Origin of the sequence: Flavobacterium sp. (assembly GCF_031423415.1) — a bacterium.
Classification (GTDB): Bacteria; Bacteroidota; Bacteroidia; order Flavobacteriales; family Flavobacteriaceae; genus Flavobacterium.
Genome location: NZ_JANPFL010000083.1, coordinates 1 through 20,552 on the forward strand (window position 1 = coordinate 1; position 20,552 = coordinate 20,552).

A 20,552-nucleotide genomic window follows, 5' to 3' on the forward strand; every position below is an offset into this window, starting at 1 on the left:
ACAATTTTAAGCTCCGATTCAACCAAATCAAGGAACAAATTGTTTTTTGGCTTAATTATTTGTTCAACTTCTATCCTGAAAATAATATTCCTATTTTTGTGGAAATTAAAAATAGCTCTTTTTAAGGGTTGACTAAATAATAAACACTGATAATTTTTGATTTTCTAATATATTTGCCACGGTTTTTAGATGTATTTTGACTTTGACAAAGTTTTAAATACCACCAGAATAAAGTCAGTAATTATTGCTAATAGATAAGAGGCTCATACAAGCTTCAAAATAATGACAGTTAAAAATGGAAAACAATAAAATTTTATACATAAATTTCTTTGATGGAATTGATGTTATCAAAGTGAACAAATTTATAGTGTTTGTAAATGATGCAATCAAAAATCATAATCCTTCGGAAATCATTTTCTTGATTGCTTCAGGCGGCGGTGATGTCGACTCAGGATTTGTCCTTTATAATTATCTTGTAAGTTTAAAACCTGCAATCTCTATCGGAATGCATAATGTTGGGAAAATCGATTCTATTGCCAACGTTATATTCGCAGCAGGCGAAAAGAAATTTGCCTCTCCAAATGCGTCATTTTTATTTCATGGTGTTTCAATGAATTTAAACGGGAGTTTTAATAAAAACAGTCTTACAGAATCGGTTAGCCGGCTTACAAGTATGGAGTTAAGAATTACCAAAACAATTAGTGAAAACTCGAAACTTACTGAAACGGAATTAGAAGCTCTCTTTCATCAAGGAGAAGATCGAAGTGTAGAATTTGCTCTTGAAAAAGAAATAATCCAAGAAATTAAATTCCCCGCAATTCCTGTTGGTGCAGTACATTTAATTATGAATTTCCAATAGAGCCCACTTTTGTCAAATATTTCAGTTCAGCTCACAAATTCTGGACAATAAAAGAATAGATTGAAAAAGGTGTTCCCCAATAGAAAGTTTTAGTTTTTTTAGTCTAAGCTTTAATGTTTTAATAAACGTATAATTTATAAACATCTAAAATAATCAAAAGAATTATTAAATTGAAAGGCCTAGTCCAGATGTAAAATCTTGAATAGGTTTTTTTTATTTATGATTTGTAACCAAAAAATGATAATCAAGTCATACTTGTCGATAAATTCAAAATTATCTCAATTTCATATTAGTTTTTTCTCAATTTATAATTGTATTTTTGCAGCGTTTTTGCAAACTATTCGCTTGCAATTTCAACAAACCTGTCTGTCGACAGGCAGGCAACAACTACAACAACAACAACAGTAAAATGAATCAAACAAAATATATTTTTGTCACAGGCGGAGTTACGTCTTCTTTAGGGAAGGGGATAATTGCGGCTTCATTGGCAAAATTATTGCAGGCAAGAGGATATCGAACGACTATCCAGAAGTTTGATCCATACATCAACGTTGATCCAGGAACATTAAATCCCTATGAACACGGAGAATGTTACGTGACTGATGATGGTGCTGAAACCGATTTAGATTTAGGACACTACGAGCGTTTCCTGAATGTTCCAACTTCGCAAGCAAATAATGTAACCACGGGACGAATTTACCTTTCGGTTATCGAAAAAGAACGAAGAGGCGAATTCCTTGGGAAAACAGTTCAAGTGGTTCCTCATATCACCAATGAAATTAAAGACAGAATGCAATTGCTTGGTAAATCGGGCGGTTTTGATATTGTAATAACTGAAATTGGCGGAACCGTCGGAGATATTGAATCTTTACCTTACATAGAATCAGTTCGTCAATTGGTTTGGGATTTGGGCGAAAATAACGCAATTGTCATCCATTTGACTTTGGTTCCTTATTTGGCAGCAGCCGGAGAATTAAAAACAAAACCTACGCAACATTCCGTTAAAACTTTGATGGAAAGCGGTATCAAAGCTGATATTTTAGTTTGCAGAACTGAACACGAAATTTCAGAAGAATTGCGCAATAAACTAGCCTTGTTTTGCAATGTAAAAAGAGAGGCCGTTATACAATCTATCGATGCTTCAACGATTTATGAAGTGCCTAATTTAATGCTCGAAGAAGGACTTGATGTAGTGGCCTTGAAAAAATTGGATTTACCAAAAAAAGCCGCTCCAGATTTAAAACATTGGAACACCTTTTTGCGAAGATTAAAAAATCCAAAACATACCGTAAATATTGGTTTAATTGGGAAATATGTTGAATTGCAAGATTCATACAAATCCATTTTAGAAGCATTTATTCACGCTGGTGCCTCTAATGAAACTAAGGTAAACGTGGTTTCTATTCATTCGGAATTTCTTAATGCCGATGATGTAGCAGAGAAAATGTCGGGATTAGATGGAATTCTTGTGGCGCCAGGTTTTGGCGGAAGAGGAATTGAAGGAAAAATTGAAGCCGTTCGTTATGCTCGTGAAAATAAAATTCCGTTTTTAGGAATTTGTTTGGGAATGCAAATGGCGATTATCGAATATGCTAGAAATGTTCTAGGTTATGCCGATGCCAATTCTACCGAAATGAATCCGGAAACGTCGCATCCTGTTGTCAATTTGATGGAAGAACAAAAAACCATTACAGATAAAGGTGGCACAATGCGTCTTGGTGCATGGAAATGTAATTTGAAACCAGATACATTGGCCTATAAAATATACGGAAAGGAAACTATTTCTGAACGTCATCGTCATCGTTACGAATACAATAGCAGCTATGTAGCCGTTTTGGAAAAAGCGGGACTGAAAGCTTCGGGTGTTAATCCAGAAACAGGCTTGGTAGAAATTGTAGAATTAGAAAACCATCCTTTTTTCATTGGAGTGCAATACCATCCAGAATACAAAAGCACCGTAGAAAACCCGCATCCACTGTTTGTAAGTTTTGTGGCAGCAGTTGTAAAAACAAAGAAGAAATAAGCCCCCTAGCCCCCAAAGGGGGAACTCGGGTATAAAATAATAAGTAAATAGTAAATAAACACATTCCAGACTCGGCTCCCTTTCCTCTGCCTGTCGGCAGACAGGTTTGGAGAGGGTCGGGGTGAGGATAAAAAATTAAAAATGGAAGAAAAAAAATTAGACCTCAATTCGATTATTGGTTTCGTATTGATTTTTGGTATCTTGATTTGGATAATGTATAACAACAAGCCTTCGGAAGCAACTATTGCAGCTGAAAAAGCCAAGAAAGAACTTGTTGCCAAAGAAGCTCAAAGAAAGGCAGTAGCAGTTAAACCACTTGCAATTCCAACCGTTGCAGTAGCAGGAGATTCAACTCAATTGGTTCAGTTGCAAAAAACATTAGGCGGTTTTGCTTATTCTGCAACACTTCCATCGGCAAAAGAAGGTTTTACCACTATCGAAAATGAAAAAGTAATACTAAAAATCGCCAACAAAGGTGGTTATATTGTCAATGCTACCCTCAAAAACCAAGAGAAATTTGAAAAAGGTTCAGGACAATTGGTTGAGTTGATCAAAGACAATAATGCCAATTTGAACATTCAATTGAAAACCAGCGATAATCGTACTTTAAATACAAAAGTGCTTTATTTCGAACCAACTTTAACCAAAGTCGAATCAGATCAAATCCTTTCAATGAAATTAAAGGCTGGTGCCAATGAATTCCTGGAATACAAATACATTTTGAAACCAAATGATTATATGGTTGGTTTCGATTTGCGTTCTCAAGGTTTGAATAAAGTTTTGAATACTGCCAAACCATTAGATTTAGAATGGAATTTAAAGACATACAGAAACGAGAAAAGTATTTCGTATGAAGATCGATATACGGATATTCGTTATGAATATGAAGACGGTAAAAACAATAGTACATCAGTATCTAGTAAAGACACTGAAGATACGCCAATCAAAGTGAGTTATATTGCTTTCAAACAGCATTTTTTCACTTCCATTTTATTGACAGACAAACCTTTTGAGACTTCAAAACTGCATTCGACAAAATTAGTTAATGACGAAACAATTGATACCGTTTTTACTAAACAATTAAAAGCAAATGTACCTTTAGCTTTCAGTAATGGTGAAATTGATTATAAAATGAACTGGTATTTTGGGCCATCAGATTATAAAACATTAAAACATTATGATAAAAATCTTGAAAAAATTATTCCATTAGGTTGGGGAATTTTCGGTTGGATTAATATGTTTATTTTCATTCCATTGTTTGGATTTTTAAGTACTACTATTGGACTTTCATTGGGAATCGCAATTATCATATTCACGATTTTGATTAAGATTGCCATGTCACCAATCACGTTTAAATCATTTTTGTCACAAGCAAAAATGAAAGTATTGCGTCCAGAAATTACTGAATTGGGTGATAAATTCAAAAAAGACCCAATGAAGAAACAACAGGAAACAATGAAGTTGTACAACAAAGCGGGCGTAAATCCAATGGCGGGTTGTATTCCAGCATTGATTCAACTTCCGTTTATGTATGCTTCGTTTCAGTTTTTTCCGTCAGCATTCGAGTTGAGACAAAAAAGTTTCCTTTGGGCCGATGATTTGTCTTCATTTGATGCCATAGCAAAACTACCATTTCACATTCCGTTATATGGGAATCATATTAGTTTATTTCCAATATTGGCCGCGATTGCGATTTTCTTTTATATGAAAATGACTTCTGGCGATCAGCAAATGGCTGCGCCTCAACAAGAAGGAATGCCAGATATGGCCAAAATGATGAAAATTATGATTTATGTTTCGCCAGTTATGATGTTAATATTCTTCAATAGTTATGGCGCGGGATTGAGTTTGTATAACTTTATTTCGAATTTGATTACCATAGGAATTATGATTGTTATCAAAAGATATTTCATCGATAGCGATAAAATTCACGCCCAAATTCAAGAAAATAAATTGAAGGAACCTAAAAAACAAGGGAAGTTCCAACAAAAACTGCAACAAGTTATGGAACAAGCCGAAGCTGAAAAAGCAAAAAAAGCTAAGAAATAGTCATAAAAAAATCCCGAAATTTTCGGGATTTTTTTTTGGTTTCGTTTTTAGGACAATTTGTCAAAAATTGTTGTTTCCGATTTAGTGGCTTTGGATGAAACTGAACACTTTTTTTAACTGAAGACTGAAAACTAGCTTTTCACTTCTTTATTGAAATATACTAAGTAATAATACATCTGCTTTTCTTCGTCCCAACCTTTTTCTACATATTTTTCGGCACTTTCCGGATTGATGAAATCCATTTTGATTTGAATTTGGGTGTCTAAGTTGATTACGTTTTTAATTGATTTTCTGGCATCTGAAACGGCTGCATTCGCAATTGGAAAAGTCGTCACGTCTTCGATGCTGTATTTTTCGCCTTTATCCACTTTGTAGTTTTTGAATTCAGGAATCAAATCAGGATTGTCCAGCACTTCATTCAAGAAATTGCTTTCTTCAAATTGGTCATTTTTGGCAAAATAATTGACCGAGCGATTCATAAACATCACTTCTTCTTTTTTGTCCTCGGCAGGAAAAACTACATCTTTGGCAAATCCTTGGCAGAATTTCAAGTATTTTTTGGTGATGAAATTCTCGTCTTCAAAAGCATCAACCGAAAGGAAATGTTCCAACCAATAACGGGCATCATAACGATTACTATCAACGGTCAAGATTTTATAACCTTCCTCTTTTTTATAATTGAAAATGATGCAGCCTTTGTCTAATTTGCTGAGGTTGATTCCGTGTTGCAAAATCATTTCTAAATTAGATTCTTTCTCTTCAAACTGCAAGAAATCCGATTGTAATTCGCTTTTGAAAATCCCAATCGCATCAACAACATTGTTGTCGATATTGATATTCGTCAAATGTGTCACATAAACTTCGCCGTTTTTGATGTGTGGATGGTTTGATTGTTCAAATAAATGAGTAGTAATTTGCTTTGAAACTTCATGAATAGTACTCGGATTTTCAAATATTTGAGTAGCCATTTTGAACATATCATTGTATTCCAAATCGACTTCGTGGGCAAACTGAAAGTAATTTTCTTCTTTTTCTCTAAACGGTTTAAAGAAATATTCTTTGATTAAAGGAACAATTTCGTCGTTTAAACTAAAAGGGTTTTCAGATAAAAAGATAGCTTCGTTGCGGCTTTTATTTCCCACTCTGTGAATGGATAAGGTTTCAATGTGGGTATTGAATAGGTTTATCATTAGTTATAAAGATTTTCCTCACCCCGACCCTCTCCCAAGGAGAGGGAGACTTGAAGTGAGTTTGTGGGTTTAAATATTAGGTGATTTTATTTAGAAATGAGAAAAAGTACTTTACTCATATTATTTTAATCCAGTTTTGGCTCCCTCTCCTACGGAGAGGACTGGGGTGAGGACTAATTCCAATTCTCTTCAAACCCGTAATCTTCGAAGCTATCGTCACTTTCGAACATATCGAGGTCTTCTTCGTCGAGGTCATCTTCAAATTCATTAAATTCTTCCTCTTCGTCCTCAGCAATAAAATGTTTATCCATCGCTTCAGCGGGCATTTCACCTACAGAGAAAATAGTTTCTGGATAGGTATTTCCAGCAACAATTTCTTCGATTGCGGCTAGTTCTACCAAGAAAGTCCACATACTGATGAAATCGTAAACATAAATAATCTTAGTATTTTCTTTGTCCAAAATATCCGAAAGTAAGTAATCGCTCATTGTTTTTTGTTCACCAGGAATATCACCAGTGTCAAACATCGGAATTTCGTCTTCTTGATTCCAAGTATCGTCACAAGTGTAGAAAGAAGCCACTTCCATACCGTCAAATCCAAAAGAATTGAAAATGGCGTTGTGAAAATCTTCTAACGTATCGTCGGCAAGTATCGCAATATCTCTAAAAATGTCGTCTGCGGCATCGAGAATTACTCTAAATTTATAAACCATAATTTTGTTTTTATTGAAAGTTCAAAGGTAAAATTTAATTTTAGATTTTAGATTTTAGATTTCGGATTTGTTGAAAAGATTTTTAGTTATGTAAATTATAAATTTAATTGCTTAATCACTTTTGCAGGATTTCCAACGGCCAATGAATTATCGGGAATATTTTTTGTCACAACTGAACCTGCGCCAATAACACAACCATTCCCGATAGTAATTCCAGGAAGAATAATGGAGTTACCACCAATCCAGCAATCATCTCCAATAGAAATGGGCAAAGCGTTTTCGAGTGTTTTTCTTGATTCAGCGTCAAGCGGATGATTGGCAGTGTACAAATGAACATTGGGTGCGAAAAAAACATTGGATCCAATACTGACTTTGGCTCCATCAAGAACAACACAATTTACATTAAAGTATACATTGTCGCCACAACTAATATTGTATCCGTAATCACAAAAAAAGGGCGGTTCAATGTAAAGATTTGCTCCAGTATTCGGAATTAATTCTTGGATTATTTCTCTTGCTTTTTTAGTTATTCGATATTCAATGACGTTTAATCTATGGAGTAAGTTTTTTGCTTTTCGTCTGTCTTTTACTAAAATTGGATCGCCTGCTAGATAGGCTTCTCCGTCAATCATTTTCTCTTTTTCGGTTTTCATAACGGTTTAATAGTGTATTGTAAATATAAAAGAAATTATACAAGAATACAATTCATCCCCATAATTCCTCAATTCGGTAAGTTTAAATTTTTAAACTGTTAAAACCCCCATAAATTTGTTCCAGCATTAATTAACAACATAAAAAGTAAAAATTATGACCAAAATTATTATCGTAATCGTACTCTTTATTTGCAGTTTGTTATAGCTAAAAACAAATGAAAAAAACTATCGTACTTTTTGTTACTTTTAAACCTGAAAACACTTTTTTGCCAAAATGGGGTTTAGAAAGAGCTGAAGCTGCTTTTAAAAATTGTAATTAAAATTTATATAATTCCTATTTAAACCTTTCAAAGTTTTAAAAAAAAATAAAATGAGTAACAAATTAGTAAAAGAATTTCCAAAGGCATTTATAATTTCATTAAGTATATTTTTTGTATTGATGCTATTAAAATACATTAATGGAAATAACATTCAATTTAATTATTTTCTATGGGTAAATTTTTGTTATACAATGCTTTATGGATTGAGTTTGTATTATGCCAATGCTTTGGTATTTATTTTTCTGGATTCAGTTTATAAAACGAATCGATTTTCAATAAATAGGCTTATTGTTGGATTTGTCAGCACTTTCTGCATTACTTTTTTCGTGGTTTTTCTTTTGCGAATTTTTGAAGATGTCATTGTCGAAAAGCAATCTTTTCAGGATTATATTCAAAATGAAGAAATGTCAAATTTTGTCATTCCTGTAGTCATCTTTTTGATCGTTTCTTTGGCTATTCATTCTTTTTATTTTTACAAAGCACTTCAAGAGAATAAAGTCAAAGAGCAGAAAATCATTGCTGGAACGGCTTCGGCTAAATTCGAAAGCTTAAAAAACCAAATCGATCCTCATTTTCTATTCAATAGTTTGAATGTTTTGAGTTCTTTGATTGAGGAAAATCCTGAAAATGCACAAAAATTCACCACTTCGTTGTCAAAGATATACCGCTATGTTTTAGAACAAAAAGACAAAGAATTAGTTTCGGTTGAAGAAGAATTGGCTTTCGCCAAAACGTATATGAATTTGTTAAAAATGAGATTCGAAAACAGTTTGTTTTATGAATTGCCGGCAACCGTAAATATCGCAGACGCAAAGGTTGTTCCGCTGTCATTGCAGCTTTTATTGGAAAATACGGTAAAGCATAATGTGGTTAGCGAACAAAGACCTTTGCACATTCGGATTTATGTTGAAGGAGATTATTTAACCATTCAAAATGATTATCAAAAGAAAGAAGTTTTACAGGAACGTAATGGAGTTGGTTTGCAAAACATCATCAATCGCTACGGAATTATCACCAACAGAAAAGTTTTAATAGAACAAAGCGAACAAACCTTCACCGTTAAAATACCTATTTTAACCAAACAAATTTCGATTATGGAAACAGCAACTTATAATGAAAATACAGCTTATTACAGAGCCAAAAAACGAGTAGAAGAACTCAAAGGATTATATGGAAATTTAATTGCCTATTGTTGTGTGATTCCAATTTTAATTTTTGTGAATTTGATGTATTCTCCACATTTTCAATGGTTTTGGTTTTCGGCGGTAGGTTGGGGATTTGGACTTTTGATGCACGCTTTCAAAGTTTTTGGCTACAGTTCCAATTGGGAAGAGCGTAAAATTCAAGAGATTTTAAAAAAAGAGGAAAACAAACAAAATTGGAAATAATATAAACTATTTGAAACGATGGAAAATAATTATCAAGAAGAAGAACGCTATTTTAAAGCAAAAAAAAGAGTAGAAGAAATCAAAGGGTTTTATGGGAACTTAATTTCATATGTCGCTGTTAACGCAGGTTTGTTGGTTCTCAATTTAGTGACTTCGCCAAAACATTTGTGGTTTTATTGGCCACTTTTATGGTAGGGAATTGGAGTGATTTTTCACGGTTTAAAAGTCTTTAATTACATGCCTTTTTTTAGTAGATATTGGGAAGAGGAAAAAATTAAAGAGATTATGGAAAATGAAAAAACAAATAAGGAAACTTGGAAATAATTTAAATTTTAAAAAAATGAGACAATCAAGAAGAATGTTTGAGGAATACCAATCAGAGAATTTTAATCCAGATGAGCGCTACAATTTGGCTTATAAACGAGTAAAAAGAATCAAAGGGTTTTATGTACACGTGATGGTTTATGTTTTGGTAAATATATTTATCGTTTATGGTAATTATTATGGAAATTCCAATAAAAATTTTGATTTTTGGAGTTGGGAAACCTTCTCAACAGCACTATTTTGGGGAATTGGTTTATTGGCTCATGGATTATCAGTTTTTGGAAGAAATATATTTTTTGGACAAAACTGGGAAGAGAGGAAAATCAAAGAGTTTATGGAAAAAGAAAAAAGCGAAAAATGGGAGTAGGAGAAGTATTCAGTTTTCTAGTGTTCAGATTTCAGGTTGCAGATTATTAACTTCAGAACTCTTAACCCTTAAACCCTCGAACTTCTCGCCCTTAACCCCTAACTTCCCAATGAAGACAATAATAATCGAAGACGAAAAACCTGCAGCAAGATTGCTCCAACGCAAACTCGAAAAACTCAATATCAATGCTGGAGTGATGCTACATTCCGTTGAGGAATCCATTGAGTGGTTTTCTAAAAATGAGCATCCAGATTTGATATTTCTTGACATTCAATTATCGGATGGATTGTCGTTTGAAATCTTTGAAAAAGTGAACATAAAAAGTGCTATAATTTTCACGACGGCTTATGATGAATATGCCCTAAAAGCATTCAAATTAAACTCTATTGATTACCTTTTAAAGCCCATTGATGTAGATGATTTGGAAGTGGCGATTTCTAAATTTAAAACACGTTTGCCAAAACTAGAAAATACCCTGCAATTGGATTTTGAACAAATAAAAAAAATGTTCCAAAATCCATTCGATGCTAATTTCAAAACTCGGTTTACGGTCAAAATAGGGCAGCATCTCAAAGTGATTTCTACTGATGAAATTGAATGTTTTTTTAGCGAAAATAAAGGAACTTATATTCATACTTTTGACAATAGGAATTATTTAATTGAAAGCAGTTTAGAAGTTTTGGAGCAAGAATTAGATTCTAAAAATTTCTTCCGAATTAGCAGAAAATTCATTATTCCATTAAAATCGATTAAGGAAATTGTGGTGTATTCGAACTCAAGATTGAAGGTAATTTTACCTTCTTATAAAGAGGAAGAGGTGATTGTAAGCAGAGAAAAGGTTCAAGAATTTAAAAATTGGATAGGATGATTCTATATTAAATTATTATAACAGATAAACATACTTAAAAATACTGGTGTTTAATTAATTACGAATTCAATATAGATTATCTCTATGGTGATTTAAGTTCTAAAAAAGGACTTTCTTATTCCTATTATGAAAAAAATCAGTAAGGAATAGGTAATAAAAAAAGGAACGATAAATTCTATCAAATTCATAGGCAGCATGATTGCAATAATTAGTAATTGAAAACCCAATCCGTAAACAGAAACGAACGTCATAAACCAGTTAGGAAACGTTTTTGCTTTGTATGCTTCACTGTCTAAAGTGTGAATTATTTTGTCGAAAATGCCATAGACAATTGTGTAAATTCCAAACCAAATATTGACCCATTTTTGAGTTTCTCCAGGTAAAGCTATTGGTGACTTGTCTTCGAAAATTTTGCTGGTTTTATCTCCTCCAATTGAATTATTTCTCAAAATTACATAATAATAATTGTATAAAGTTCCTTGTAATTGGATGCAAAAAAAGGCTAATAATGCCATCCAAAATGAAGTTTCGGACCGATAGCAAATCATCATAAAAAAGAAAAAATTGAGTATAATATCAAACACACTATCGAGGTATCTTCCAACATAAGAAGGTGTGTTTTTTAGTCGAGCCAGTTCGCCATCTACAGCATCAATAATCGATTTCAAGACGATGAAAAAACTAGCCAAAAAGTAATTGTTTTGCAAAATGCAGTAAATGGCAATTAAGCCACAAACACCAAAAAGCAGGGTGACGTGAATAGGTGTAAATCGCGTGTTTTTTAATTGATTGGCAAATAGTTTTGCAATCGGTCTTCCGTAATCCGACAAATCTAAGAATTTATCTTCGGCAGCAAGTTTAGACATTTATAGATGTTCAAAAAAAGAATGTGACAATATAGTCCGGTAATTATATCAATTGCCTACAGTTGTTTAGTAGGTTATTTTTTATTTAGAAAGTCGATGCAAAGTATAGGTCATCGCTGTGAGCAAAAAGAAAGCCATTATTTGATGAGTCAATCCAAGCCATAGTGGAACACTGTAAAGCAAGGTAAAAACGCCTAAGCTGAATTGTATAAAAACAATGAGTAGCAATGCATTGATTCCAATTTTCTGTTGCAAACTAAGCGTGTATTTTTTACTTTGGAAAAATAAAGCAAGAATGATTCCAACTACAAAATAAGCAAGCGTTCTATGCACAAATTGAACTCCACTTTTTCCTTCTGTTAGTCTTTGAAACCAAGTATTTTTTTCTAAAATAACACTTTCGTGAAGGAATTGTCCGTCGCTCATTAATGGCCAATGGTTGTGTATTAAACCGGCATTCAATCCAGCAACAAAACCACCGTAGATGATTTGCACTAGTAAAAAAACTAAAGCAATTCGAGCTATTTTTCGTAATGGGAGAATAACTTCTTTTTTGTTGGGATAAATCAAATCCAAGGCTACCCAAAGCGTATAAGCAAAGGTGATAAATGCAAAAGTCAAGTGTAATGCTAGTCGGTAATGACTCACGTCTGGATTGTCAATCAAACCGCTTCGAACCATAAACCAACCCAGAAATCCCTGAAAAGCACCCATTCCTAATAGTACGAAGCACTTTTTCAAAGTTTCGCTAGAGAGCCGTTTTCTAAGGAGAAAATAGATAAACGGAATGATGAAAACCAAACCAATAATTCTTCCTATCAATCGGTGAAACCATTCCCAAAAATAGATGAACTTGTAATCACTAATTGTGAAGTCGTTATGGATATTTATTTTTTGGTATTCTGGAAATTTCTTGTATTCTTCGAATGCTTGCGACCATTTTTCCTCGCTTAGCGGAGGAAAAGTATCGGTAACTAAATGCCAGTCGGTCATTGAAAGGCCTGAATTTGTTAATCGGGTGATTCCGCCAACCACAACCATAATAAACAATAAGCAGCAACCTGAAAGTAACCAGATAATGACTGATTTATTTTCTTTAATCATTGTTTTGATTTAATTTTTGCAAAGATATTTTATATTCAATTAAATATCAATTTAACAAGCGTTAATCTTTAGCCCTAATTTCTGTCCTTTTTTTAACACAAAGTCATAAGCAGCCTGATAGTCATTCGGGATTTCGCCTTCCAAAATAGCTTCTTTTACGGCTTCTTTCAAAACTCCAATTTCGCGTGATGGTTGCAAATTAAAAATTGCCATAATCTCTTCTCCAGAAATGGGCGGTTGAAAATTACGAACTTGATCTCGTTCTTCGACTTCTACAATTTTCTTGCGAACAATCTCGAAATTCTGATGGTATTTTTTGAATTTATTGGGGTTTTTGGTTGTGATATCGGCTTCACATAAAGTCATTAGGCTTTCAACATCTTCGCCGGCATCAAAAACCAAACGGCGCACGGCAGAATCGGTGACCATATCTTCAGATAAAACAATGGGACGCGAACTCATCACCACCATTTTTTGTACAAATTTCATTTTTTGGTTCAACGGCATTCGCAATCTTTCGAAGATTTTCTTGGCCATTTTCCCACCCAAGAATTCGTGACCGTGAAACGTCCAACCCTGTTTTTTGTTGAAACGTTTCGTTGGAGCTTTTCCAATATCATGCAATAATGCTGACCAACGCAACCAAACATCGTCCGTCTTTAAACAGATATTGTCGACCACTTCCAACGTATGATAAAAATTGTTTTTGTGGGTTTGTCCTTCAATTTCTTCCACTTGGTTTAAAGCAGTTAATTCCGGAAGAATAATATCTAAAAGACCAGTTTTGTATAATAGTAAAAATCCAATAGAAGGTTTGTCAGTTGAAAGAATTTTATTCAATTCATCGACAATTCTTTCTCCAGAAATAATATTGATTCGGTCAGCATTTTTTTTGATGGATTGCAAGGATTTTTTTTCAATATCAAATCCCAATTGATTTGCAAAACGAATGCCTCTCAACATTCGCAAAGGGTCATCAGAGAATGTAATTTCTGGATCTAACGGCGTTTTTATGATTTTGTTTTTCAGGTCATCCAATCCGTTAAAAGGATCTGACAATTCACCAAAATTATTTTTTTTTAAAGATAACGCCAAAGCATTGATGGTAAAATCACGACGGTTTTGGTCGTCTTCTAAGGTTCCGTTCTCAACAACGGGATTTCGGCTGTCAAGATTGTAAGACTCTTTTCGAGCGCCTACAAATTCGATTTCGGTTTCTTCATAACGTAACATTGCTGTTCCGTAGGTCTTAAAAACCTGCACTTTTGGTTTTTTAGGCAATAATTCCGAAACTTTTAACGCCAATTCAATTCCGCTACCCACAGCAACAATATCGATGTCTTTTTTGAAGTCTCTTTCCAATATTAAATCTCTCACGAAGCCACCAATCACATAACTTTCTACGTTAAGTTCTTGCGAAGCTTGAGAAATGACTTCGAATATTTTAGTATTTAATGCTTTGGTGTAGTTGGGTTTTACTGTAGCCACTGATTCACTGATTTTTTTAAAAGATTATTTAATAATTCTTTTGTATTCAAGAGAAGTCTTGTTGAAATTTACTAAAATAGCAAGTCTATGTCCAGAAACGTGCAAGTAGTTTAAGCATTGTGAAATATGCTTTTCGTGTATTGAATCTGTTGATTTTATTTCAATTATGATTTTATCTAGTACGATAAAATCAGCATAAAATTTATGATTTAAAATAATATCTTTATAATGAACTAAATACTCTTTCTCTCTATCAAAAGAAAAGTTAATCTTTTTTAACTCATATTCAAAAGCATCTTTATATACAATTTCGGAGAAACCTTTCCCCAAATTTTTATGGACTTCAATTAAAGCACCAATAATTTTATATGTATCATCTTCATATAAATAGTCTGACATAATAATCTGTGAGATTTAATTTTTAAAAAAAAATCAGTGAATCTGTGGCGAAAAAAAATTATTTTCGAATCACTTTTACCTGCGAATCGTTCGTTAATTTTATAATTGTCGAAGGTTTTCCTGCAATTTTATCGCGGTGCAAATTTACTACATAGTCCACACCTTTTATAATTTCTGGACTAATATCTTTGAAGGCAATAGGAGTTGGTTGTCCTGAAATATTTGCCGATGTAGAAACCAATGGCTTTCGCATCTTTTCAATTAGTTTAAAACAAAAAGGCTCTTTTACGATTCGGATTCCTAATGTATTGTCAACAGCTATTAAATTGGGTGCCACATTTCTGGGTTTGTCTAAAATTAGTGTAGTTGGTTTTTGCTTCGCCTGTTCGCTATCGCTCGAGCCGGATAAATCAATAATTTGCCAAGCCACTTCTGGAATATCCTTGAAAACGTTATACATCATTTTCTCACCATTCATCAAGACAATCATCGATTGAGTTTCGGTTCGTTGCTTGAGTGTATAGATTTTGGCAATAGCATCAGGATTTGTGGCGTCACAACCAATTCCCCAGACGGTATCTGTCGGGTAAAGGATAATTCCGCCTTGTTGGATTACTTCGAATGCTTTGTGAACTTCCTCGTTGAGGTTTTCCATAATATTACTATTTAAAACTATCTTTTATTGCTATTTTATATTTTTATAAATCGAATACAGTATCAACCCATTGATTTATAGTGTATTTTTTGTAGATACTTTCTTCTAAAGGTATATATGGTGTATTTAAAAAGCTAGAATCTATATTTATGTTGTTTTTATCAAGAATCAGAATATTATTAGGATTATAAAAATCGTATTTTTCTATAGACTTATTGGTAGTAATAATTTTTCTTTGCATTGCCATTGCTTCAAATATTCTAAAACTTAATCCGTCATGCTTGTGTCTAATGAGGTCTAAGAATATTTTTGAATTTTCTAATTCTTCTCTGAGGTCATTGATATAAAGAGGTTTTTTTCTAAAAATAATTTTTGGATTACTGTCTTTAGGTTCTTTTTTTCCTACTATTATGAATTTAAAATCAATGTTTTTGTCGGTAAAGTAATTGGCTAGTTTATTTAAAAACTCAAATCTTTCATCAATAGATAAAATAATAAAAACGGTATTTTTAATTTCAGTTTTATCACCTAATTCTTTTTTTTCTAAATAAATATAATTAGTAATAAATGTAAAATTATGTTTTTCACAGTCAAATAAATCAAATGAAAAGACTTTTTTAAAAACACCTTTAGTTAGATTTTTAATTGGAAATCTTTTGCAACTATCATAAATGTATGATATGTATAAGTCAGTAAGCTCCTTTATTTTTAAATGTGTTTTTTTGCTTATTCTATCTGGTCGAAGTACTAAAATAACATCTTGATGACCCAGTTGTTTTAGGCAATCAAGGATGTATTGTTCCGTTTTTATTTTCTTAATATTCTTATTAAAAAATAATTTAAAAAAGAAATTAGTGATTTTGTCGAAAAAAGAACTATACTTATAATGAAATTTTGAGATGTCAATATGATTTGCGTCAATATTTCGTCTTTTTAATTCTAGAACAATATAATGGTCAAAATCGAAAAAGTCGAAACTGATTAGGCAAATTTTCATATAGTTAGGCTTAAAAATGAGTTATTGTTTTAGAAACAATTCTTTTCAGAAATAATTTATAAAAAATAAATCATATTTTTTTACTGTTCAGCAAAAGTAGATATTAAATAGTAAATTGCAACAAATTTTATACAGCATCAATGTCAGGAAAAATACAAGTGGGTTATTTAGTTTCATATGATTATGAATTATTAAAAAATTCATTGCCAACTATATATACAGAATCAGATACCATTTTTTTGGCTATTGATAAAAATAGGAAAACATGGAAAGGGGATTCCATTGAAATTAATCCTGATTTTTTTGATTGGATCAAGGTATTTGATGTTGATAATAAAATTTTTTTTTATGAAGAAGAATTTTATATCGCAACCCTAACAACAATGCAGTGTGAAGTGCGAGAGCGAAAAATGCTTGCAGAAAAAATGGGGATTGGGAATTGGTTGATTCAATTAGATTCGGACGAGTATTTTTATGATTTTGAAAAGTTCGTCGCCTATTTAAAAAGCAAAAATAAATTTTTAAAAAATCCGCAGAGTAAAATTGTGCAAATTTGTTGTTTCAAAATCAATTTGTATAAATATGTTGAAGGAGGAGTTATGTATGTCGATAAACTAGATAAGTTTATGGTAGCAACCAACTATCCAAATTATAAAATTGGTCGGCACGGTAAATGCAGATCAATATATGTAAATTCTGTTTCGTTGCATGATTGCTTGTCAAGATCTAGGAGTGAACTTGAAAAAAAGTTAGATAATTGGGGACATAACGAGGATATAAACAAGGAAGAATTTTTAGAAAAATGGGATTCTGTAAATGTTTCCAATTATAAAAATATTCGCGGATTTTTCTATCTCGATCCAATGCATTGGAAAACAATTGAATATATGAAAGGTAATTCTCTTCAGGAATTATTAATAAATTTTAAATCAAGTGATACAATAAGAATAAGTTCCTTTTTTCTGGCTCGAAAGAATTTTGGACAATGGTTTAAATTCTTGTTTAAATAGTTTTATAACAAGATATCCTTATAGACTTTCAAATACTCAGCAGCAGCAATTTTCCAATCGAAACTTGCTGCTCTTTTTTTCATGAGTTCCTTCATTTCATTCTGATTAGCATTGAAATGATTCAATCCGTTGATCAAAATAGTTTTCATGTATTCTGGATCAAAATTATCCCAGTAATAGGCATTTTTGCCTCCAATTTCGGGTAATGAAGTTCTATTTGACAAAAACACGGGCTTTCCAAAACTCATTGCTTCAATTGGAGGAAGGCCAAAACCTTCCCTGATAGACGGAAAAACAAAAGCAAGGCATTTTGACAAATAAAATTGTTTGGCCAAATCGTTCACTTTTCCGGTCAGAAAAACGCGGTTTTGCAAGTTGTTTTCTTTTATAAAATTTTCAATTTCCTTGCCGTACGCTTTATTGTTGTTTCCCGATAAAATTAAATTGAAATCGGTTATGTGAACCATCATTTTAACTAACGACAGAAAATTTTTGCGTTCCAAAAAGTCGCCAATCGAATATAGAAAGGGTTTGTCGACCGGAATTGGTGAAATGAATTTTGAAGTGTCCAAAATTGTCGAAATAGGATTTCCGTTATGAATTAAATATTCAGGAATCTTTGGAACATCAAAATACTGGTGTGTTTGTTTTTTTGCGAATTCAGAAATATAAGTTATCGCTGTAGCTCTTTTTAGTTTTTCGATAAATAATTGATTTACTTTATGACTGATGTCTGTAGAGATTTCTTCCACAAAGTTCACATCGTGAACAGTCAGCAAGTAATTATTGACGTGAAAAGGTTCCACTTTTGTATTTTGATTTACAGAATGCCACAAATCGTATTTTTTTCTAGTTCTGAAAATCCAATGACGAGATAAGTTTTTGTATTTGTGGTATATGAATTTTTCTCCAAATTCGGTTTGAAGTAATCTCGGATTTTTTACATTTAATGTCAGTTCTAAATCATCAAACTCTAATTGCGAAAATCCTTTAATCAATTCATAATTAAAAGTTCCTAATCCAGTAGCTTTGTTCTTGAGGTTATGGGTTTCCAGAAAAATGGACTTTGTCATGGCAGGGATCAAATTTAAGCAAATGTAGGGTTTAAATTGTATAACCAAAAAGCATTGACTACTTTTGCTTATAATAATTATGCGTTTTGATGATAACAAATATCCATTCTAATTTCCTGAAAAACAAGTCAAGTTTTTTATCGATTATAAAAAATTTTAGCTCCACTGGGATTCTTTTTGGCGATGGACAACGAAATAAAATCAAATTGTTTGAGGTTGATGGAAAAACCATCAATGTAAAGTCATTCAAAATCCCGCATTTAATTAATAAAATAGCCTACAAATATTTTAGAAAATCCAAAGCGAGACGTTCTTTTGAATATGCTACAACATTGTTGGAAAAAGGAATTGGAACGCCACAGCCTATCGCTTTTTTTGAACACCAAGACTTTATTGGACTCTGCGATAGTTATTATATCTGCGAACACCTTCAATGCGATTTGACTTATAGAGAATTGGTTGAAATCCCTGTTTTTCCGGATCACGAGAATATTTTAAGGCAATTCACACGCTTTTCATTTGATTTACACGAAAAAGGAATCGAGTTTTTAGACCATTCTCCTGGAAATACTTTAATTAAAAAAAATTTTGATAGAAACTACGATTTCTTCTTGGTTGATTTGAATCGAATGAATTTTCACGACAGCATGAATTTTGACTCTAGGATGAAAAACCTCAGTCATTTGACGCCAAAAAAAGAAATGATTGCGGTGATGAGCAACGAATATTCTAAAGTATATACGGATCAAAAAGAAGAAGATATTTTCGAAAAAATGTGGTTTTACACTAATAATTTTCAAAAGCGTTTTGCCAAAAAAATTCGCTTGAAAAAGAAATTGAAATTTTGGAAGTCTTAATTTTATATGTGGCTAATTTTTTAAACCACATAGAGTTTAAAGTTTAAAAAATGATAAGAAGAAAGCTTCGCTTTTGAATAGATTTCATAGATTCTATGTGCAAAATTTATTGCTATGATGGTCTTTTTTTGTCTTTCAAACAACGTTTCTTCTATGTGGTTAAAAAAACTTGTTATATTAATGATTTCATAAAAGATTCTGTTTCAAAAACAATTCGATTTTATCCTTGAACAATTCGGGTTCGAATTCTTTATACAAGAAAAGTGCATTTTTTTTGAGTTCTTTCTCCTTTTTTGAAGCCAATAATTGGAATTTAAAATCATTCAAATGTACCGAAATATGATGTAGGCCGTCTTCCAGAGTCGCCCAAATTTTCTTTTCTATCCAAGGCGAAAAAATAGTAAAAGAGGGTTTTTCTAGAGCTTTTGCCATATTAATTGCTCCTCCATCGTTGCCAATAATCAAATCGCAATTGTTAATTAGGGCAATAAAGGAACGCAAATCACTTCCTAATAAATTAAAATAGATTTTTTCTTGTGTGGAAGGTTTGCAAGCGTCAAAAACGATTGTGGCATCCTTGATTTGCTTTGGAAAATAATTGAAAAGAATATTGACATCTTGATTGTCGGCAATGAAATCCACCACTTTTGCCATATATTCTAGAGGATACGTTTTTTGATTTTCGCTTCCCAAAAGGCTAATCATAACTGTTTTCCGGTCTTTCTTTAAATGATGATGTTTAAAAAGAGCAATTGCATCCCGATTTTCTGTATCGGTAACATATAATTTGGGAAAAGGATCAATCTCAATTTTCAAATCAAGAGGTTCTAACAAAGAAAGTCGTCTTTCGATGGCCAAGCCCAAATTTGTTTTTGGAAATTCGGCAAACGGGACATTGTCAGTATATAAAAAAGTGCGGCCAAATTTTTTATACGAGATTTTTCTTTTGGCTCCACTCAATAAAACAATCAGCCAACTTTCTAACTTGGAATACGCATCAATGATCAAATCGTATTTGATTCCCCGAATTTTGTGTGCCAAATTCAAGAATTCTCTTTTACTTTTGCGGTGTTTTTCTTGAAATATTAGAACATTGTCAATATTGGGATTGCCTTCCAATACAGGAATAGTCGATTCGTAAACCAAATAATCAATTTGGGCATCTGGATAGGCTTTACGCAAATTATTGCAAATGATGCTGCTAACAAGCACATCGCCGATCATTTTTTGTTGAATAACTAGTATTTTCATTACGAAGAAGGAATCGATTTTTGACATTACAAATTGAAGCAAAAAAAATCGATTTTGAGAAATAAGTTTTAAATAAAAATTCCAAATTCCAATCGATT

At 32.5% G+C, this 20,552-nt stretch carries 19 protein-coding genes and 1 pseudogene; 9 read left to right on the forward strand and 11 right to left on the reverse strand.

The features are described 5' to 3' along the window. Positions 1-295 precede the first annotated feature (295 nt). The 3 genes from RMO83_RS07485 to yidC all read left to right on the forward strand — a co-directional run bounded on the left by RMO83_RS07485 (position 296) and on the right by yidC (position 4,931). Entirely contained in the window at positions 296-859 is a 564-nt protein-coding gene (locus RMO83_RS07485; RefSeq protein ID WP_310559054.1) for an ATP-dependent Clp protease proteolytic subunit, read from the forward strand. 409 nt (positions 860-1,268) lie between these two features. Beyond that, positions 1,269-2,882, forward strand: coding sequence for a CTP synthase (locus RMO83_RS07490; RefSeq protein ID WP_310559055.1), 1,614 nt, complete (start codon positions 1,269-1,271; stop codon positions 2,880-2,882). 141 nt (positions 2,883-3,023) lie between these two features. Beyond that, positions 3,024-4,931, forward strand: coding sequence for a membrane protein insertase YidC (gene yidC / locus RMO83_RS07495; protein WP_310559056.1), 1,908 nt, complete (start codon positions 3,024-3,026; stop codon positions 4,929-4,931). A gap of 131 nt (positions 4,932-5,062) precedes the next feature. On the opposite strand, the gene RMO83_RS07500 is transcribed toward yidC, so the two are convergent. The 3 genes from RMO83_RS07500 to RMO83_RS07510 all read right to left on the reverse strand — a co-directional run bounded on the left by RMO83_RS07500 (position 5,063) and on the right by RMO83_RS07510 (position 7,487). Next, a complete protein-coding gene (locus tag RMO83_RS07500; RefSeq protein ID WP_310559057.1) occupies positions 5,063-6,121 on the reverse strand; it encodes a nucleoid-associated protein in 1,059 nt (352 codons plus the stop codon). A gap of 173 nt (positions 6,122-6,294) precedes the next feature. After that, positions 6,295-6,834: an IS1096 element passenger TnpR family protein gene (locus tag RMO83_RS07505; RefSeq protein WP_310559058.1), complete on the reverse strand. Its 540-nt coding sequence runs from the start codon at positions 6,832-6,834 to the stop codon at positions 6,295-6,297. Between the two features lie 95 nt (positions 6,835-6,929). Further along, positions 6,930-7,487, reverse strand: a complete 558-nt coding sequence (locus RMO83_RS07510; protein WP_310559059.1) for a sugar O-acetyltransferase — start codon at positions 7,485-7,487, stop codon at positions 6,930-6,932. A gap of 370 nt (positions 7,488-7,857) precedes the next feature. Here RMO83_RS07510 and RMO83_RS07515 point away from each other — a divergent pair, with 370 nt between their 5' ends. From RMO83_RS07515 to RMO83_RS07530, 4 genes and pseudogenes are all read left to right on the forward strand, one after another. Then, the gene (locus RMO83_RS07515; protein ID WP_310559060.1) at positions 7,858-9,195 is read left to right on the forward strand and encodes a histidine kinase; all 1,338 of its coding nucleotides are present in this window, start codon (positions 7,858-7,860) and stop codon (positions 9,193-9,195) included. An 18-nt stretch (positions 9,196-9,213) separates the two neighbouring features. Then, positions 9,214-9,519, forward strand: a pseudogene (locus tag RMO83_RS07520) (2TM domain-containing protein). Positions 9,520-9,535: 16 nt separating this feature from the next. After that, entirely contained in the window at positions 9,536-9,886 is a 351-nt protein-coding gene (locus RMO83_RS07525) for a 2TM domain-containing protein (protein ID WP_310559061.1), read from the forward strand. Between the two features lie 109 nt (positions 9,887-9,995). After that, a complete protein-coding gene (locus tag RMO83_RS07530; RefSeq protein WP_310559062.1) occupies positions 9,996-10,754 on the forward strand; it encodes a LytTR family DNA-binding domain-containing protein in 759 nt (252 codons plus the stop codon). Positions 10,755-10,846: 92 nt separating this feature from the next. Here RMO83_RS07530 and RMO83_RS07535 read toward each other — a convergent pair whose 3' ends face one another. From RMO83_RS07535 to RMO83_RS07560, 6 genes are all read right to left on the reverse strand, one after another. Further along, positions 10,847-11,620: a CDP-alcohol phosphatidyltransferase family protein gene (locus tag RMO83_RS07535; protein ID WP_310559063.1), complete on the reverse strand. Its 774-nt coding sequence runs from the start codon at positions 11,618-11,620 to the stop codon at positions 10,847-10,849. A gap of 81 nt (positions 11,621-11,701) precedes the next feature. Further along, entirely contained in the window at positions 11,702-12,724 is a 1,023-nt protein-coding gene (locus RMO83_RS07540) for a COX15/CtaA family protein (protein WP_310559064.1), read from the reverse strand. Between the two features lie 51 nt (positions 12,725-12,775). Then, positions 12,776-14,212 (reverse strand): HD domain-containing protein, encoded by a 1,437-nt coding sequence (locus RMO83_RS07545; protein ID WP_310559065.1) that lies wholly within the window; start codon positions 14,210-14,212, stop codon positions 12,776-12,778. Between the two features lie 24 nt (positions 14,213-14,236). Then, positions 14,237-14,611 (reverse strand): GxxExxY protein, encoded by a 375-nt coding sequence (locus RMO83_RS07550; RefSeq protein ID WP_310559066.1) that lies wholly within the window; start codon positions 14,609-14,611, stop codon positions 14,237-14,239. 58 nt (positions 14,612-14,669) lie between these two features. Further along, complete coding sequence (locus tag RMO83_RS07555; RefSeq protein ID WP_310559067.1) at positions 14,670-15,266, reverse strand: L-threonylcarbamoyladenylate synthase; 597 nt, start codon at positions 15,264-15,266, stop codon at positions 14,670-14,672. A gap of 43 nt (positions 15,267-15,309) precedes the next feature. Continuing rightward, on the reverse strand, positions 15,310-16,263 hold the full coding sequence (locus tag RMO83_RS07560; protein WP_310559068.1) for a hypothetical protein: 954 nt from the start codon (positions 16,261-16,263) through the stop codon (positions 15,310-15,312). Positions 16,264-16,421: 158 nt separating this feature from the next. On the opposite strand from RMO83_RS07560, the gene RMO83_RS07565 reads away from it, so the two are divergent. After that, complete coding sequence (locus RMO83_RS07565) at positions 16,422-17,273, forward strand: hypothetical protein (RefSeq protein ID WP_310559069.1); 852 nt, start codon at positions 16,422-16,424, stop codon at positions 17,271-17,273. A gap of 2 nt (positions 17,274-17,275) precedes the next feature. Here RMO83_RS07565 and RMO83_RS07570 read toward each other — a convergent pair whose 3' ends face one another. Next, a complete protein-coding gene (locus tag RMO83_RS07570; RefSeq protein ID WP_310559070.1) occupies positions 17,276-18,346 on the reverse strand; it encodes a glycosyltransferase family 1 protein in 1,071 nt (356 codons plus the stop codon). 89 nt (positions 18,347-18,435) lie between these two features. Here RMO83_RS07570 and RMO83_RS07575 point away from each other — a divergent pair, with 89 nt between their 5' ends. Then, entirely contained in the window at positions 18,436-19,203 is a 768-nt protein-coding gene (locus tag RMO83_RS07575; protein ID WP_310559071.1) for a lipopolysaccharide kinase InaA family protein, read from the forward strand. 186 nt (positions 19,204-19,389) lie between these two features. Here the strand turns inward: RMO83_RS07575 and RMO83_RS07580 are convergent, their stop codons facing one another. Then, positions 19,390-20,481: a glycosyltransferase family 9 protein gene (locus tag RMO83_RS07580; protein WP_310559072.1), complete on the reverse strand. Its 1,092-nt coding sequence runs from the start codon at positions 20,479-20,481 to the stop codon at positions 19,390-19,392. Positions 20,482-20,552 lie beyond the last annotated feature (71 nt).